Annotated in this window: 14 protein-coding genes; 5 read left to right on the top strand and 9 right to left on the bottom strand. The window is 70.9% G+C overall.

The window, feature by feature from the left end; all coding sequences use genetic code 11:
- Window positions 1–346: ATP-binding cassette domain-containing protein (locus AB0C30_RS55480; RefSeq protein WP_357960378.1), on the bottom strand; the 346-nt coding region annotated here is incomplete at its 3' end.
- Window positions 339–863: a PadR family transcriptional regulator gene (locus AB0C30_RS55475; protein ID WP_357960375.1), complete on the bottom strand. Its 525-nt coding sequence runs from the start codon at window positions 861–863 to the stop codon at window positions 339–341. The genes AB0C30_RS55475 and AB0C30_RS55480, both read right to left, overlap by 8 nt.
- A 39-nt stretch (window positions 864–902) precedes the next feature.
- Here AB0C30_RS55475 and AB0C30_RS55470 point away from each other — a divergent pair, with 39 nt between their 5' ends.
- The 3 genes from AB0C30_RS55470 to AB0C30_RS55460 all read left to right on the top strand — a co-directional run bounded on the left by AB0C30_RS55470 (window position 903) and on the right by AB0C30_RS55460 (window position 6,224).
- Complete coding sequence (locus AB0C30_RS55470) at window positions 903–1,898, top strand: aminoglycoside phosphotransferase family protein (protein WP_357960372.1); 996 nt, start codon at window positions 903–905, stop codon at window positions 1,896–1,898.
- A gap of 103 nt (window positions 1,899–2,001) precedes the next feature.
- Window positions 2,002–5,751 (top strand): amidoligase family protein, encoded by a 3,750-nt coding sequence (locus AB0C30_RS55465; protein WP_357960369.1) that lies wholly within the window; start codon window positions 2,002–2,004, stop codon window positions 5,749–5,751.
- Window positions 5,748–6,224 carry a hypothetical protein gene (locus AB0C30_RS55460; RefSeq protein WP_357960366.1) on the top strand — a complete coding sequence of 159 codons (477 nt, stop codon included), beginning with the start codon at window positions 5,748–5,750 and terminating at the stop codon, window positions 6,222–6,224. The genes AB0C30_RS55465 and AB0C30_RS55460 overlap by 4 nt, the downstream gene beginning before the upstream one ends.
- Window positions 6,225–6,230: 6 nt before the next feature.
- Here the strand turns inward: AB0C30_RS55460 and AB0C30_RS55455 are convergent, their stop codons facing one another.
- From AB0C30_RS55455 to AB0C30_RS55435, 5 genes are read right to left on the bottom strand one after another with little or no spacing between them, the layout of a single operon-like run.
- Window positions 6,231–6,887, bottom strand: a complete 657-nt coding sequence (locus tag AB0C30_RS55455) for a nucleoside/nucleotide kinase family protein (protein WP_357960363.1) — start codon at window positions 6,885–6,887, stop codon at window positions 6,231–6,233.
- Window positions 6,884–7,759, bottom strand: coding sequence for a sugar phosphate isomerase/epimerase (locus tag AB0C30_RS55450; protein WP_357960360.1), 876 nt, complete (start codon window positions 7,757–7,759; stop codon window positions 6,884–6,886). The genes AB0C30_RS55455 and AB0C30_RS55450 overlap by 4 nt, the downstream gene beginning before the upstream one ends.
- Before the next feature lie 35 nt (window positions 7,760–7,794).
- Window positions 7,795–8,541, bottom strand: a complete 747-nt coding sequence (locus AB0C30_RS55445; protein ID WP_357960358.1) for an ATP-binding cassette domain-containing protein — start codon at window positions 8,539–8,541, stop codon at window positions 7,795–7,797.
- Window positions 8,538–9,512 carry an ABC transporter permease gene (locus AB0C30_RS55440; protein ID WP_357960355.1) on the bottom strand — a complete coding sequence of 325 codons (975 nt, stop codon included), beginning with the start codon at window positions 9,510–9,512 and terminating at the stop codon, window positions 8,538–8,540. The genes AB0C30_RS55445 and AB0C30_RS55440 overlap by 4 nt, the downstream gene beginning before the upstream one ends.
- A 7-nt stretch (window positions 9,513–9,519) precedes the next feature.
- Window positions 9,520–10,566, bottom strand: a complete 1,047-nt coding sequence (locus AB0C30_RS55435; RefSeq protein WP_357960351.1) for a substrate-binding domain-containing protein — start codon at window positions 10,564–10,566, stop codon at window positions 9,520–9,522.
- A 130-nt stretch (window positions 10,567–10,696) separates the two neighbouring features.
- Between AB0C30_RS55435 and AB0C30_RS55430 the strand changes: the two genes are divergently transcribed.
- Both AB0C30_RS55430 and AB0C30_RS55425 read left to right on the top strand, forming a co-directional pair.
- Window positions 10,697–11,941, top strand: a complete 1,245-nt coding sequence (locus AB0C30_RS55430) for an ROK family protein (protein ID WP_357960349.1) — start codon at window positions 10,697–10,699, stop codon at window positions 11,939–11,941.
- 3 nt (window positions 11,942–11,944) lie between these two features.
- Window positions 11,945–12,607 carry a nucleoside monophosphate kinase gene (locus tag AB0C30_RS55425; protein WP_357960346.1) on the top strand — a complete coding sequence of 221 codons (663 nt, stop codon included), beginning with the start codon at window positions 11,945–11,947 and terminating at the stop codon, window positions 12,605–12,607.
- Between the two features lie 9 nt (window positions 12,608–12,616).
- Here the strand turns inward: AB0C30_RS55425 and AB0C30_RS55420 are convergent, their stop codons facing one another.
- Window positions 12,617–13,756: an acyl-CoA dehydrogenase family protein gene (locus AB0C30_RS55420; RefSeq protein ID WP_357960343.1), complete on the bottom strand. Its 1,140-nt coding sequence runs from the start codon at window positions 13,754–13,756 to the stop codon at window positions 12,617–12,619.
- A gap of 2 nt (window positions 13,757–13,758) precedes the next feature.
- On the bottom strand, window positions 13,759–15,321 hold the full coding sequence (locus AB0C30_RS55415) for an AMP-binding protein (RefSeq protein ID WP_357960340.1): 1,563 nt from the start codon (window positions 15,319–15,321) through the stop codon (window positions 13,759–13,761).
- Window positions 15,322–15,330 lie beyond the last annotated feature (9 nt).

Here is a 15,330-nt window from a genome sequence, read left to right as displayed (position 1 = left end):
TCAGCGACTCCTGGCGGCCGTGCCGGTCGAACAGCAGCGGCAGCGCCACGTTCTCCGTCGCGGTCAGCTCGGGCACCAACTGGCCGAACTGGAAGACGACGCCGAAGTTCTGCCTGCGCAGGTTCGTACGGTCGTTCTCGCCGAGCGTGTCGATGCGCTTGCCGTCGAACAGGACCTCGCCCGACTCCGGACGGATGATCCCGGCCAGGCAGTGCAGCAGCGTGGACTTGCCGGAGCCGCTCGGCCCGGTGATCGCCACGATCTCGCCCGCGCCGATCTCCAGGGAGACCCCGTCTAAAGCGACGGTCGAGGCGAACGTCTTGCGCAACGCGCGCGCTTCAAGCATGAGAGTCCTCCTTCAGATCGGCCAGCCGTAGCATGGCCGTCTCGATCCAGCGCAGGTCGGCGTCGAGGTGCTGGAGCGCGTAGTCGGCGGCCAGCGCCTGGGCGGGAGAGCCCGCCGAGCGCTCCGCGGTGAGCTCGCGCATCCGCGCCAGGTGCGCGGCCCGCTGCCGGGACAGGTAGCCGTCGGCGGCGCCGTTGGCCACCGACGCCACCACCACGCGCGACAGCAGCGCGCTGGACAGGTGCGGCGCGGGCGCCTCCACCCCGTCCAGCCACCGGGTCAGCTCGGAGACCCCCTCCTCGGTGATGGCGTACACCGTGCGTTCCGGGCCGCCGTCCTGCACCGTCTCCGCGACCTCGGCGAACCCGTCGCGCTGCAGGCGCTGCAGCGTCGCGTACACCTGGCCGTAGGCGAGCGGTTTGGCGCCGGGCAGGCGCCGGTCGTGCTCGCGTTTGAGTTCGTATCCATGCTTCGGGCGCTCCACGAGCAGCCCGAGCATCACATGTCCGGTCGACATGGCGAGCACTATACATTGAATGAATAGTGAAGCGCGATCATGGTCGATAACCTGGCGGGCATGAAGGACCGGCCGACGGGAGTTGACGAGCGGGCGTTGCGGGATGCCCTGGAGAAGTGGGGGATCGGGGCCGTCTCGCTGGAGTACGCGCCGGTCGGGTTCGGGGACTACCACTGGATCGCGGCTGACGCGGATGGGCCGCGGTGGTTCGTCACGGTCGCGGACCTGACGCAGAAAGGCCAGGCCGGGGACGGGGAGAGCGCGCTACGCCGGGCCATGGACACCGCCGTCGCCCTGCGTGCGCAGGGCCTCGACTTCGTCGTCGCGCCTTTGGCGGCCGCTGGGGGTGAGACGCTTCAGCTGCTCGGGCCCAGGCATGCGGTGAGTGTCTTTCCGCTGGTGAACGGGCGTCCCGGGGAGTTCGGCGACCGCCTGACGGCCGGCGAGCGCCGGAAGACCGTGGAGATGCTCGCCGAGTTGCACCGTACGTCGCCGCCGCCGTCGACTCCCGTCCGGCCGTTGCGCGTTCCGATGCGGGGCCGGCTGGAGGAGGCCATCGAGGCGTCGGGCGGGGTCTGGCGGGGTGGGCCGTACGCGGAGCCCGCCCGTGCTCTGGTGGCCGACTCCGCCGGGCGGTTGCGGGAGCGGCTGGCGGAGTTCGATCGGCGGGTCGATGAGGCGGGCGGCGCGGACCTCGTGGTGACCCATGGGGAGCCGCATCCCGGCAACGTGGTGATGGTCGAAGGCGGCCCGGTGCTGGTGGATTGGGACACGGTGGGGCTGGCGCCGCCCGAGCGGGACCTGTGGCTGGTCGCCGACGGGCCGGATGACCTGGCGCGTTACGCGGAGCTCACCGGGCGGCGGCCCGACCCGGAGGTCATGGAGCTCTTCCGCCTGCGCTGGGCCATCGAGGACCTGGCCATCTATGTCGAGGATCTGCGTTCTCCCCATGAGCTGAGCGCCGACACCCGGGAGGCGTGGGAGGCCCTCACCGAGACCGTGCGCGAGCTGACAGATCCGGCGTCAAAGAGCTGACATTTCCTGCAAGGTGCGGAAAATCTCGGCATAGTAGGAGAGATCTTGGTGTGCCGGAGAAAGAAGAGGATCCCGAGGGCTGAGTTCCATGTGGCTTGACGGGATGGAGATCCCCGGGTGGCTGCGGCCGTGGGTCGGCTGGGTGGTGGGCTCGGATTGGCCGCAGGCCGACGAGCGGGCGCTGTTCCGGATGGCCGACGCGTTGGTGCGGGCCGCGCGGCGGATCGTGGCCACGGCCGACGGGTCGGGACAGTGGCTGACCGGCGGGGTGCGGGGGGAGTGGGACGGCGGCGCGCTCAAGGCGTTCGTGAAACGGGTGGGAGAGGTCGTCGGGGGGCGGCAGGCCGATCTCGTGGAACAGCTGGTCACCATGGCCATCGGGCTGAACGACCTGGGTGTGCAGGTGCAGTACACCAAGCGGATGATCAAGCTGACCGTGCTGCTGTTCGTGGTGCAGATGTTGTGGCTGACATGGGCGCTGCTGCATCCCGCCGGCCGGCTGACGGTACGGGGGCTGTTCAAGGCACGGGCGCAGGTGGCGCGGTGGACGGTCCGGCAGTTCGGGCAGCGCCTGGCGGTCAACGTGGCCTGCTTCGGGCTCCTGATGGGCACTATGGACCTGTACGTGCAGGGGACCCAGTCGCGGCGCGACGCCATCGACTGGAAGCAGGTCGGCACGTCGGCGGGGATGGGGGCGCTGAACGGCGGGTTGCTCACGGGGCTGGCGTGGGCGCTCCCCACGCGGTCGTTGTGGATGTTGATGGGGCACACGGGGGTGGCGTCCGCGGGTGCGACGGTGGCGGGTGCGTTGCTGAGCGGTCAGCCGGTCAGCTTGAAGGTGGTGGCCGAGGCGTTCACCTCGGGTGTGGTCAGTGTCGCGGACGGCCATCTGGCGAGCTGGAGTCCGCACGGCCCCCGCGCCGACGGTGGCGGGGCGGCCCGGCCCGATGCCGAACGGCCGGCCCGCATCGGGGACGATGATCCCCGGCCGCAGGAGCCGGCGCCCGCACCTGAGGGGCCCGGACCGCACGTGGCGCGGGGTGCGGACGCGCCCCACACCGACCTCGCCCAGGTACGCGAGGGCACCGACGGCCGCCGCATCGACCAGCTGATCAACCGGGGCGGAGATGCGCACGTGCTTCGAGCGTCCCAGGAGACGGCTCGGCCGCACCCGGAAGCCGCGCACGCCCCCGGCTCTCGGCCGGTCGCCGACGCGCTGGTGCACCACTTCGGCCGGAACGGTGGCGAACCGAACGGTCAGAACCACGTCGGACGGGACACCGAGGTGGCGGGCACCGTCTACCGGAGGGTCGACTTCCCGGTCAGGGACATGCGGCCGGGCGCCGAGTTCACGCTGCCCGACACGGTGCTCAACACGCGGTCGTACTCCGCGGATCACCTCGCCCCCACGGAGATCGTCACCTTCTCCAGAACGGGCACGGACCTCGGCGGCGGTCAGGTGGCCCAGGCGCCGGGCACCAAGATGCGGGTCCTCGGCGCGCACGAGGGCGCCTACATCGCGCCGGACGGCCAGGCCGGGACCAGGGTCTACCTGGTCGAGATCGGGCAAGACCCGTTACCCGTACACCCGGCGCCGCACCTCGAACCGCGGCACGCGGAGATGATCGGCCGTTTCAGGGAGGAGGTCGCGGCGGGCGTGTGGTACCGCGACCCGGGGTCCATGTCGATGCCCACCGCGGACCCGCGGCTGCTGTCGCCCACCTCCGGCATCATCGACGTCGGCGTCGCCGCGGACGGCACCCACTTCCTCATCGGCGAGCACCGGCTGACCGCCGGCGATCTCGGCACCATGCTCGTGCACGACCCCCGGCTGATCGCCGCGCCCGACGCGGCCCTGCGGGTGCTCGGCTGCGAGACCGCCGCCAACCACGGCCTGCTGCAGGAGCTGGCCAACACCACCGGCCGCGAGGTGATCGCGGGCGACAGGTACGTCTACATCGGCGCGGACCGGCAGGCGCACACCGCGAACATCCAGGGCTACACGGCCGACGGCCGCCCGATGCTCCCCCACCGGGGTGACGGCGCCTGGCACATCGCCGTGCCGGAGGCCCGGGTCGAACGGCCGGCGGTGGCCGCCGAGGTGAAGCCGCCGAGGGCGGGCGTACCGGCGGCTCCCGAGTCACTGCGCGCGGCGATTGACGCGGAGGAGGCGACCCACGTCCCCATCCGAGGGGGATCCGATGGGAAAGTCGACATCATCACGCTGGACGACGTGCCGCAGGCCATCAGGAAGGAGATGCACGGCAGGGTGGAGCGCCCGGCGCGCATCGAGGTGGTGGTCTCCCAGGTGGGGCAGGCGATCGGGGCCAACGTGGCCCGCGCCATGCTGGATCCCTATGCCAAGGGCGCCGTGCTCGCCGATTTCATCGACGCCTCGGGCGCCCACGAGGTGGCCCACGTTCTGTCCGGCTTCAAGGGCAGGCGGGACGCGATCCTCATCGGCCTGCTCGACGTGCTGACGGCGAACTCCGACCGGGCCGCCCGCAACCTGATGCTGACCGACGACGGCCGGTTCTTCGCCATCGACCACGCGCGCTCGTTCGACGGCGACCGGATCACCATGCACCGGGACCAGCCGTTCGCCTCGAACTTCATCCGGCGGCGGCCCGACGGCCTGTTCGGCTGGGTCGACAACCCGCTCACCAGGCAGGACGTCGACCTCATCACCGAACGCCTGCAGGCGCTGCGGCCCGAGTTCGAACGGCACGGCCTGCACGCCGAGTACGAGGTCATGATGGACCGCCTCTACCAGGTGGCCGACCACGCGACAGGGCGCACCCCGCTCATCGCCGTCGACGCCGGCCCGGGCGTCCGGCTGGAGCACCACTTCGGCTGGGACTTCGACGCCTTCCAGAGGGCCTACGATGAGGCCGTCCACCGCCTCGAACAGGGCGAGGACCCCGGCATGATCGTGCCGTACATGACCGCCGACGCGATCGGTGTGCCGCGCGCGTTCGGGGTGGAGCTGGAGTTCGCCCTGCCGGGCAGGCCACCGGAAACCTGGCGCGCCGTGGTGGACGAGATCGCCCGTGAGCTGCACGAGAAGGGGCTGGCCGAGGACTCGACGGTGTACGGCCACCACGGTTCGGACAAGGGCTACGACCAGGGCTGGCGGGTGGAGCTGGAGTTCAGCGACCATCTCGTGGCGGGTGAGGTGATCTCCCCGATCCTGCGCGACAGTCCGGAGACGTGGGCGAACCTGGCGACGGTCGTCGACGTCATCCGGTCCCATGGGGGCGAGATCACCACGTCCACCGGCGGCCACATCCACGTCGGAGTCGACTTCCGCACCTCGGTGGCCAGTCACGTACGCCTGCTGAAGCTCTACCACGCCTTCGAGGACGTCCTCTACCGGCTGGCGCAGGACCCGCGCAACCCGGACGGCCTGCACCGCGCCTACGACGAGTGCCTGCCGAACGCCGACGTCGACCTGTCGCGCGCCGATCTGGAGGAGGTACGTCTGCTGAACCACCGGGCGGCGGCCGTGAACTTCGGCTACGTCCGCGGCGGCAGGAGCGATCACGTCGAGTTCCGGCTGTGGGACGGGCACCTGGATCCCTCGATCATCCAGGCCAGGATCAAGCTCTCGGTGGCCCTGGCGGAGGCCGCCACTCGCGATCCGGGCGGTGTGCCGGCGATGGAGCGGCTCGGCGCCCACTGGGACCTGGGCGAGCGCACGCCGGAACAGGACTCCGCCTCCTTCCGCGACCTGGTCGAGACGCTGTTCCCCCGGGAGATCGACCGGCGGCAGCTCGCCGCGCTGTTCGCGATCACCCGCTGGCAGCCCTCCGACGACGTGATGCGCGCGATGGCGGGACAATTGACGCCGTGAGCCCACGTGTCAGGAACACCTCGGCCGCGCAGGCGCCGCCGCAGCAGCCGCTCAAACAGGACGGCACGCCTTACGCCTACGAGCTGGTGCACGGATGGTGGCGCAGCTACAGCGACGACCCGGCCGAGCTGGTCGCCGACCTCATCCAGGGCTACACGGGCGAGTTGGAGCAGCGGGTGCGTTACGCGACCGAGGCGGAGGTACGCCTGCAGGCGCGGCTGGCCATCGGGGGCGACCTCGACGCGTGCACGCCGGAGGAGCAGGCGGTCATCCTGGCCGACCGGGCCGAACCGCCCGTCCTGGAGCGCTGGACCGCGCCGGTGCCCCTGGTGCTCGTCACCGCCCATTACCAGCCGGCTGGGTCGCGGCCCAGGCCGGAGGGCGAGATCGTCTGGCTCGATCCGGCCGACGACCTCTCCCTGCTGCGCAGCCTGCACCAGGCGGGCGTCGTCCGGGTCAGCCGGAGCACATGACGGGCGTCAGGCCTTCAGCGTGCGCAGGGTCGGGTCGGAGATCACCAGGTCGGCGTGCGGGCGGGTGCCGTTGACCAGGTTCGCGTTGCGCTGGTCGGTGCCCATCACCCAGGCCACGGCCGCGTCGTGCTCCTTGCCGAACCGCTCGTGGCGGGCCACGAGCCGCCGCACGCGCTCGTCCTCGTCGAGATCGCAGTACCAGACCTCGTCGAGCTCGGGCCGGACCCGGGCCCAGTCGCCGTCGTGGAGCAGCAGGTAGTTGCCCTCGGTGACGATGAGCCGGGCGGTGCGCGGGACCGGGATGCTGCCCGCGATCGGCTGTTCCAGGTCGCGTTCGAACGCGGGGGCGTAGATCACGTCGTCCTCGTCCTGGCGCAGGCGGCGCAGCAGCGCGGCGTATCCGGCGGCGTCGAAGGTGTCCGGGGCGCCCTTGCGGTCGCGCCGGCCGAGCCGCTCCAGCTCCACATCGGCGAGGTGGAAGCCGTCCATCGGCACGTGCGCCACCCAGTCGAGCGCGGGCCGGTCCTGTCGCAGCAGCTGGACCAGGTTCTCGGCGAGCGTGGACTTGCCGGCTCCGGGGCTGCCCGTGATGCCCAGGACCGCGCGGTGGCCGTCGCGTACGAGGGAGCGGGCTCGGGCCGCCAGATCGTGGAGGGTCATCATCGAGCCCGGCTCGCGTGGAGCTGGCCGGTGATGAAGCCGTGGGCGTGACGGGCCAGGTCCTCGCCGTCGGACCACAGGTTGCGCCAGATGGCCAGGTCGTTGGACAGCCCGCGCATCACCACGGCCGAGGAGAAGGACTCGAAGGTGATCGGCCCCTGGTAGCCGATGTCGGCCAGCGCGTGGAAGAACGAGGTGAAGTCCAGGTGGCCGGAGCCGAGGTAGCCCCGGTGGTTCTCGCCGATGTGGACGTAGCCGAGCCGGTCGCCGACGTCGTGCACCGGGCGTACGAGATCGTCCTCTTCGATGTTCATATGGTAAGTGTCGAGGTGAATGAGGACGTTGTCCTCCCCGATGTCGTCGGCGAGCCGCAGCGCGTCGCGCGCGGTGTTGATGACATTGGTCTCGTAGCGGTTGCAGATCTCCAGGCCGAGCGTCATGCCGCGCCCCCGCGCCTCCTGCGCCAGGCCGCGCAGCACCGTCACCACGTTGCGGCGGCCGGCGTCGGTGAGCGGGCGGTCGTACTTGCCCAGGGCGCTGTACAGGGCGCCGGTGAAGTGCGTACCGCCGAGCTCGTGGGTGACGACGAGCGAGTCGTGCAGCAGCTTCTCGCCACGCGCGACCACGTCGGCGTCGTCACTGGAGACGTCGGCGTCGAAGGCGAGGCCGCGCGAGCAGGCCACGCCGAGGCTCGCCGAGCGCAGGGCGTCGCGGGCGGCCGCGACGTCGAGGTTGGCGGAGTCGTGCAGGGACAGTTCGAGCAGGTCGAACCCGGCCTCCTTCGTCTTGCGGATCGCGTGCTCCACCGACGCGGGCGTGGTGTCACCGACCCAGACGAGGGCGTGCACGCCGATGGGGTTGGTCGTGGTGGTCATTGTGGTGCTTTCTACTTGGTGGTTTGGTACGGGGTTCACTGGCCGGTGGCGCCGGTGACGAGGGAGACGATCTCCTCGCCGGTGATCTCGGACGTACGGCGGCCGCCGACGCAGCGGCCGGCGCGCATCACCCAGACCTGGTCGCTCAGCCGCATGACCTGCGCGAAGTTGTGGCTGATGAGCAGCACCGTGTGCCCCTCGTCGCGCAGTCGCAGGATGAGCTCCTCGACCCGGGCCGTCTCCTGGACGCCGAGCGCGGCCGTCGGCTCGTCCATGATGACCAGCCGGGAGCTGAAGCCCGCCGCGCGGCAGATGGCGACGGCCTGGCGCTGCCCGCCGGACAGCCGACGGACGCGGGACTTCACCGCGGGGACGTTGACCGCGAGCGTGGAGACCATCTCCCGCGCGCGGGCCTGCATGGCCCGCCGGTCCAGGAACGCGATGGGACCGAACCCGCGGACGAGCTCGCGGTTGAGGAAGAGGTTCTGCCACACGGTGAGGTCCTCGACGAGCGCCAGGTTCTGGTGGACGGTCTCGATGCCCGCCGTACGGGCTTCGTCGGGGGAGTGGAAGTCGGCCTTCTCCCCCTCGAAGAGGATGTGGCCGCTGTCGGGCCGGTGGATCCCGGAGATGCAGCGCACCAGCGTGGACTTGCCCGCGCCGTTGTCGCCGACCAGCGCCGTGATCTCCCCTTGGCGCAGGGAGAGCGAGACGTCGGCGAGGGCGCGGACGTTGCCGAACGACAGGGACACGTTCTGGCAGTCGAGCAGGGTGTTCGTCATCGCTGGAACCTTGTCAGGAGCGCGGCCAGCACCACGACGATGCCGACGGCGAGAGGCTGGTAGAACTGCGAGACGCCGAGCAGCGTCAGCCCGTTGACCAGCGCGACGAGCAGGAGCGCGCCGATGACCGGGCCGATGATGCTGCCCCGCCCGCCGAACAGGCTCACCCCGCCGAGCACGACCGCGGCCACGGAGTTGAGCAGGAAGGAGGTGTTGGCGGCGGGCTCGGCCGCGCCGATCCGGGCCACCAGCAGGATGGCGCCGAGCCCGGCGAGCACGCCGGAGATCGTGTAAACGGCGATCTTGACGCGCTGGGTGCTGATCCCCATGGCCGTCGCGGACTCCGCCGCCCCGCCCGTGGCCAGCACGTGCGTGCCGAACCTGGTGTGGAACAGCAGGACGTGCCCCACCACCGCGACGACCGCCGCGATGATGAACGACCAGCCGAAGATCCCGATCCCGCCGGTCGACAGGCGGAGCAGCGCCGCGTCGATGATTGTCACCGGCTTGCCCTCGGACAGGATCAGCGCCAGTCCGGAGGCCGCGGAAAGGGTACCGAGCGTCACGATGAAGTCGGTGATCTTGCCTCGGGCGATGATCACCCCGTTGACCACGCCGACCAGGCCCGAGGCGACGATGGCCGCCAGGCACGACAGCGTCAGCCCCCAGCCCATCGCGTAGGCCTGGCCGAAGGCGACCGCGCCCAAGGTCATCGCGGAGGCGATCGACAGGTCGATGCCCGCCGTGGCGATGACGAACGTCTGGCCCACGCTCAGGATGATCAAAATGGCCGCGGCGACCAGCATCGAGGCGATGTTGCCGGCGCTGAGGAAGGTGGGGTTCAGCGCCTGGAAGACGATCACCAGGGCGATCAGCCCGACGAGGGCCGCCCACTCGGCCCAGAAGCCGACGTCCTTCAGGCGCGCGGTCCAGGCTTCGTGGTTGGGCGCGGCGATTGCGGTGTTTGCCATCTCTGTCCTACTGGATGAGGCTCTTGAACGGGTCGGTGTAGGTGCCGAACGGCTTGGGGGTGGCCGCCAGCGCCTTGTCCGCGTTGTCCTTGGTGACCAGCTCGACCGGGGACTTCACCTTGGCCGGCAGCGTCTTGCCCTTCGTGGCGGCCTGGCACGCCTCGACGCCCATCAGGCCCATCGCGTACGGGTACTGGGCGACGGTGCCGTCCAGCGTGCCGGCCTTGACCGCGTCGAGGGCGTCCTTGATGCCGTCGACGCTGATGACCTTGACCTGTCCCGCCTTGCCGGCGTTGGCGATGGCCCGCGCCACGCCGAGCCCCATGTCGTCGTTGGCGACGAAGAAGCCCCGCAGATCCGGCTTCGCGCGCATGACGTCGGTCGCGGCGGTGAGCGCGGTCTGGCGCTCCCAGTTGGCGGCGACGGTCTGGACGACCTTGAGATTGGGCCCGATGCCCTGCTGGAACCCCTCGACCCGGGCGCCGCTGGTGACGTCGCCCGCGATGCCGCCGATGACCGCTACGTCACCTGCGGGCACGAGCTCGCTCATCCGCTTCCCTGCCATCTTGCCGGCCTCGACGTTGTCCGTGCCGATGTAGGTGGCCAGCTTGACGTTGGCGCTGCCGGCCGCACCGGCGTCGACCGGGCTGTCGATGTTGACGATGGGCTTGTTCTGCGCGCCGATCTTGGCCAGGCCCTGGATGAGGTTGGTGCCGGTGATCGGGTTGACCACGAAGCAGGAGAAGGGCTGCCCGGCCAGGCCGTTGAGCTTGTCCGCCTGCCCGGTCGTGTCGGTGATGGAGGTGGCCGCCTGGACCGTGAGAGACAGGCCGCCCGCCTTGGCCTGGTCGTCCATGCCCTGCTTCATCGTCTGGAAGAAGGGATTGTCCAGCCCTTTGATCACCGCGGCGACGCTCGGGGCTTCGGCGGCGGCGGCGTCCTTGCCGGACGGACCGGCGGACACGCTGGAGCCGCAGGCTCCCAGAGCCAGCGTCCCGGCCGCCAGCACGGCGGTTACCGTCGTCGCTCGCCTTCCATGCGAGGTCATGTGCATCGGATGCCCCTTTCGGCGTCAATGGGATGACCGTATGGCTACTTCTGAACTCTGACAACCCATGTTTCGACTTTTTAAGTCGAAACATTCTTGACTTACGAGCACTCCCGGTCGCCGATAGAGTGGGTTAATGGCCATAACCGGTGTGTCCGCGCTGCGGATGGGAGTCAGCTCGGGCGAGATCCTCAGCCTGTTCCGCGACATCCCCGACGGGCTCACCAAGGCCGACGTCATGCGGCTTACCGGCCTGTCGCGCACCACGGTCAACCAGCGCCTCGACGGTCTGCTCACCGCCGGGCTGCTCATCCCCGCACCCACGGAGGCGCGCACGGGCGGCCGGCCCGCCGGTCAGTTCGTCGTCAACCGCGACCGGGGCGTGCTGCTGGTGGCCGACGTGGGCGCCACCGGCCTGCGCACCGCCGTGTGCGATCTGGGCGGGGTGGTGCGGGCCGAGCGGGACGTCCGCGCCGAGGTGACCAGCGGTCCGGAGGCGATCCTCACGATCGTGTCCGAGCTGTTCGCCGAGCTGCTGAACGAGCGGGGCCACCAGCCAGGTGACGTGCTCGGCATCGGCATCGACGTGCCCGGTCCCGTCGACTTCGCGAGCGGGCGGGTGGTCAGCCCGCCGATCATGACCGGCTGGGACCGCTTCGACATCCCGGGCTGGTTCACCGCCCGCTACAACTGCCCGGTGCTGGTCGACAAGGACGTCAACGCGATGGCCTTCGGCGAGCAGCGCCTGCGCTACCCCGACGTCCCGCACCTGCTCATGGTCAAGATCGGCACCGGTGTCGGCACCGGCCTCATCGCGGGCGGCCAGGTGCACCGGGGCGCCGACGGCGCGGCCGGCGACATCGGCCACATCCAGGTCGTGGTCGACGACGTGGCCGAGCCGCCGCTCTGCCGGTGCGGCAACCTCGGCTGTGTGGAGGCCTACACGGGGGGCTGGGCGCTCGTGCGCGATCTCCAGGCGGCGGGCCACGACATCACCACCGTCGACGACGCCGTACGGCTGATCCGCTCAGGAGACCTGACCGCGGTCCGCCTGGCGCGGCGCGCCGCCCGCATCCTCGGCGGCGCCATCGCCGACACGGTCAACCTGTTCAACCCGCGCATCATCGCGATCGGCGGCCAGCTCGCGCACACCGACGAGCAGCTCTTCGCCGGCATCCGCGAGATCGTCTACCGGCGGTCACTGCCGCTGGCCACCCGCAATCTCCAGATCGTCCGCAGCGACCTCGACCCCAACGCGGGCATACTCGGGCTCGCGCAGCTCCTCGTGGACGGGATCTACGCTCCCCAGCGGGTTCAGGAGCTCGTCGATCGCGGTGCGGCGGGCGCTGAGATCATGCTGCCCGTCTCCGGGGGAGAATGAGACATGCGGAAATACGTGATCCTCGGGGTGCAGGGCAGCGGCAAGGGCACCCAGAGCACCCTGCTGGCCACCGACCTCGACCTCGTGCACATCAGCGTCGGCGACATCTTCCGCTGGCATGTCAAGGTCCACACCAAGCTCGGCGCCCAGGTCCGCCGCCTGGTCGCGGCCGGTGAGCTCGTGGGCGACGACCTGGTCGAGGACGTCGTCAGGGAGCGACTCCAGCAGCACGACTGGAACTACGGCTTCATCATCGACGGCTTCCCGCGCAGCCGGCGGCAGGCGGAGTTCTTCCTGGAGAGCTACGACATCGACGGCGTGATCCACCTCGACCTGCCCGACGCGGAGGTGCGGCGGCGGGTCCTGGCCAGGCGGCTGTGCTCGCGCTGCGGCATGGATTACAACCTGATCGCCCACCGGCCCGCGACCGAGGGCAGGTGCGACGTGTGCGGCGGCGAGCTCGTCACCCGTGAGGACGACGCCCCGGACGCGCTCGCCACACGGCTGCGCGAATACCACGACAAGATCGACCCGGTCGTGGAGCTGTTCCGCGGTAAGGAGTACGTCGTGTCGGTCGACGCCCGCGACGACAAGGCCACCGTCCAGCGCAACATCCGCGACCGCCTCAACCTGCCGCCGTACGCCGCAGAGAGGACGGCCTCGTAAAAGGCGGGCTCAGGGCGCGGCGTCGCGGCCGAGCAGCTGCCGGGCGACCACCAGCTTGGTGATCTGGGCGGTGCCGTCGGCGATCTGCAGCGCGATCACGTCGCGCAGCCGCTGGGCCTGCCGCAGCTCCTCCGAGTAGCCGGCCTGCCCGAACGTGAGCAGCGCCTGCTGGACGGCGTCCGCGGCCATCCTCGGCACCCACCACTTGACCATGTTCGCCTCGGTCGTGTGCGGGAGTCCCTGGTCCTTGCGCCACAGCGCCTCGTAGCAGAGCGCCCTGCCCGCCCGCAGCTGCGTGGCGTACTCCACCAGGGGGAAGCTGAGCCCCTGGAAGGCGCCGAGCGGGCGGCCGAAGGCGGTGCGGGTGCGTGCCCGCTCCAGCGCGTCGTCGATCGCCGCCTGCGCGGTGCCCGTCGCCATCAACGCGATCAGCGCCCGCGAGTAGTCGAAGCCCCGCATGACCTGGACGAAGCCGAGGCCCTCGCCGCCCACGATCGTCTCGGGCCCGGTGGTCAGGCCGTCGAAGGTCAGGTGGGCGCGGCCCACGGCGCGGTTGCCGAGGTCGGTGAACGCCTCCCGCTTCGCCGCGGCCAGGTCGGCGAGGAAGGCGGTGACGCCGCGGGCGCCAGGACCGCCCGTCCTGGCGAAGACGAGGCCGTGCGTGGCGGTCATGCCGAGCATGATCGAGGTCTTCTCGCCGTGCAGCAGCCAGGCTCCGTCCTGGAGAGTGGCGCGGAACTCGATGGCGGCGGCGTCCGAGCCGTGCTCGGGCTCCGTCAGGCAGATGGCCGGGATCAGCTCCCCCGAGGCCAGGGCGGGCAGCCAGTCTCCCCGCTGCTCCGGTGAGGCGTTGGCCTGCAGGATGTCGGCCACGAGCGCGGCGTTGAGCACCAGGTAGCAGCTGTTCACGTCGGCGCGGGCGAGCTCTTCGAGCACCAGGCCGGTGGTCACGGCGTCGGCGCCCGCGCCGCCGTACTCCTTACGGACGCGCAGGCCGAGCAGCCCCATGCGGGCCAGCTCGCCGGGCAGCTCGGGGCGCATGGCCGCGGCCCGATCGTCGGACTGGTAGTGCGGGGCGAGGCGCTCGGCCGCGAAGTCGCGCACCCGGGCGCGCAGCCGCTCCTGCTCGTCGTCGAACGCGAAGTCCATGCTCAGCCCATCCGTTCGCGCAGCTCGAACTTCTGTACCTTGCCCGACGCCGTCTTCGGCAGCTCGGCGACGACAGTCAGGCGTTCCGGCCAGAACTGCCGGGCCATGCCGAGTCCTTCCAGATGCAGCTGTACGTCGGTGAGTGACGGCGCCTCCCCGTCCGGGACGACGAAGGCGCACGCCCGCTCGCCGAGACGTTCATCGGGGTAGGCCACCAGCGCGGCCTCCTTGATCCGCGGGTGCCGCCACAGCGCGGCCTCCACCTCGACCACGGGGATCTTCTCCCCGCCCCTGACGATCAGGTCCTTGGCCCGGCCGGTGATCCGGATGCCGCCCTCGCCGTCATCCCTGGCCAGGTCGCCCGTGTCGAACCAGCCGTCGCTGGTGAGAGCTTCGGCGTACAGATCGGGGCGTTTCCAGTAGCCCACGCACTGGTTCGCGCCGCGTACCTGAAGGCGGTCGCCGGCGATCCGGACCTGCATCCAGGGGGCGGGGCGGCCGTCGGAGCGCGCGGCGAGATCCGGCGGGTCCTCGGGGCGGGTGATCGTGACGGTGGCGTTCTCCGTCATGCCCCACAGCGCGTACATGCGTACGCCCAGCACCTCGCCCGCCTCCTCCACGACCTTCGGCGGGATCGGCGACCCGCCGCACGCGAAGGAGTCGAGGGTCCGCAGGTCCCGGGGCCGGGCCCGCTGGGCGGCGATGGCGTCGACCACGAACGTGGTGGCGCCCATGCCGAAGTTGACCCCCTCCGACTCGACCAGGCCGAGCATGACGTCCGGGTCCCACACGTCCTGGAACACCGCCCGGCCGCCGAGCTGGAGCGGCATCAGGAAGCAGTAGAGGTACCCGGCCTGGTGGGTGAGCGGCGAGCCCATGTGGACGACCAGATCCTCATCCAGCCCGAGGGCCTCCGCCTCGGTGCGGATGCCGGCGTACAGCGTGTTGTGGGTGTGCATGACGCCCTTGGGCTCGCCCGTCGTGCCCGAGGTGAACATCACCTGGGCCAGGTCGTCGGGGCCCGCCTCCGACCGGTCGAGCCGGACGTCGCCGCCGGACATGAAGACGTCGTCGAAGTCGAGCGGGCCGCCGCCGATGGTCACCGCGTGCCGCAGCGTCGGCACCTCCTTGGCGATCTCGGCGAGCATCCCGGCGTGGTCGAAGCCGCGGAACGACGCGGGCGCGACGCAGACCTTCGCTTCCGTACGTTCCAGCATGAAGCCGACCTCGCGTTTGCGGAGGATCGGGATGATGGGGTTGACCGCCGCGCCGACCCGCATGCAGGCCAGCGCGAGCGGCGGGAACTGCCACCAGTTCGGCAGCTGGAGCGCGACCACGTCACCCGGGCCGACGCCCAGCTCGGTCAGGGCCCCGGCGAACCGCTCCACGAGTCGCGATAAATCCGCGTACGTCAGCCTGACCAGGTCGGCGGCGCCCGCCTGGTGCGCCGTGATCGCGACGCGGCCCGGTGAGCGCTCCACGGCCCGCCGGAGGTCGTCCAGGGGCGTGCCGTCCCGCCACCAGCCTTCCCGGTAGCAGTGCTCGGCGTCGCTTCGCCAGTTCATGGGTGCTCC

Origin of the sequence: Nonomuraea sp. NPDC048901 (assembly GCF_040649695.1) — a bacterium.
GTDB lineage: Bacteria > Actinomycetota > Actinomycetes > Streptosporangiales > Streptosporangiaceae > Nonomuraea.
This window is presented reverse-complemented; position numbering and strand designations above follow the sequence as displayed.

Bases quoted from the DNA above. Each gene is read 5' to 3' on its own strand.
- AB0C30_RS55475 (WP_357960375.1), bottom strand. From the start codon at position 863: ATGTCGACCGGACATGTGATGCTCGGGCTGCTCGTGGAGCGCCCGAAG.
- AB0C30_RS55470 (WP_357960372.1), top strand. From the start codon at position 903: ATGGTCGATAACCTGGCGGGCATGAAGGACCGGCCGACGGGAGTTGAC.
- AB0C30_RS55465 (WP_357960369.1), top strand. From the start codon at position 2,002: ATGGAGATCCCCGGGTGGCTGCGGCCGTGGGTCGGCTGGGTGGTGGGC.
- AB0C30_RS55455 (WP_357960363.1), bottom strand. From the start codon at position 6,887: ATGATGACCCTCCACGATCTGGCGGCCCGAGCCCGCTCCCTCGTACGC.
- AB0C30_RS55450 (WP_357960360.1), bottom strand. From the start codon at position 7,759: ATGACCACCACGACCAACCCCATCGGCGTGCACGCCCTCGTCTGGGTC.
- AB0C30_RS55445 (WP_357960358.1), bottom strand. From the start codon at position 8,541: ATGACGAACACCCTGCTCGACTGCCAGAACGTGTCCCTGTCGTTCGGC.
- AB0C30_RS55440 (WP_357960355.1), bottom strand. From the start codon at position 9,512: ATGGCAAACACCGCAATCGCCGCGCCCAACCACGAAGCCTGGACCGCG.
- AB0C30_RS55435 (WP_357960351.1), bottom strand. From the start codon at position 10,566: ATGCACATGACCTCGCATGGAAGGCGAGCGACGACGGTAACCGCCGTG.
- AB0C30_RS55430 (WP_357960349.1), top strand. From the start codon at position 10,697: ATGGCCATAACCGGTGTGTCCGCGCTGCGGATGGGAGTCAGCTCGGGC.
- AB0C30_RS55425 (WP_357960346.1), top strand. From the start codon at position 11,945: ATGCGGAAATACGTGATCCTCGGGGTGCAGGGCAGCGGCAAGGGCACC.
- AB0C30_RS55420 (WP_357960343.1), bottom strand. From the start codon at position 13,756: ATGGACTTCGCGTTCGACGACGAGCAGGAGCGGCTGCGCGCCCGGGTG.
- AB0C30_RS55415 (WP_357960340.1), bottom strand. From the start codon at position 15,321: ATGAACTGGCGAAGCGACGCCGAGCACTGCTACCGGGAAGGCTGGTGG.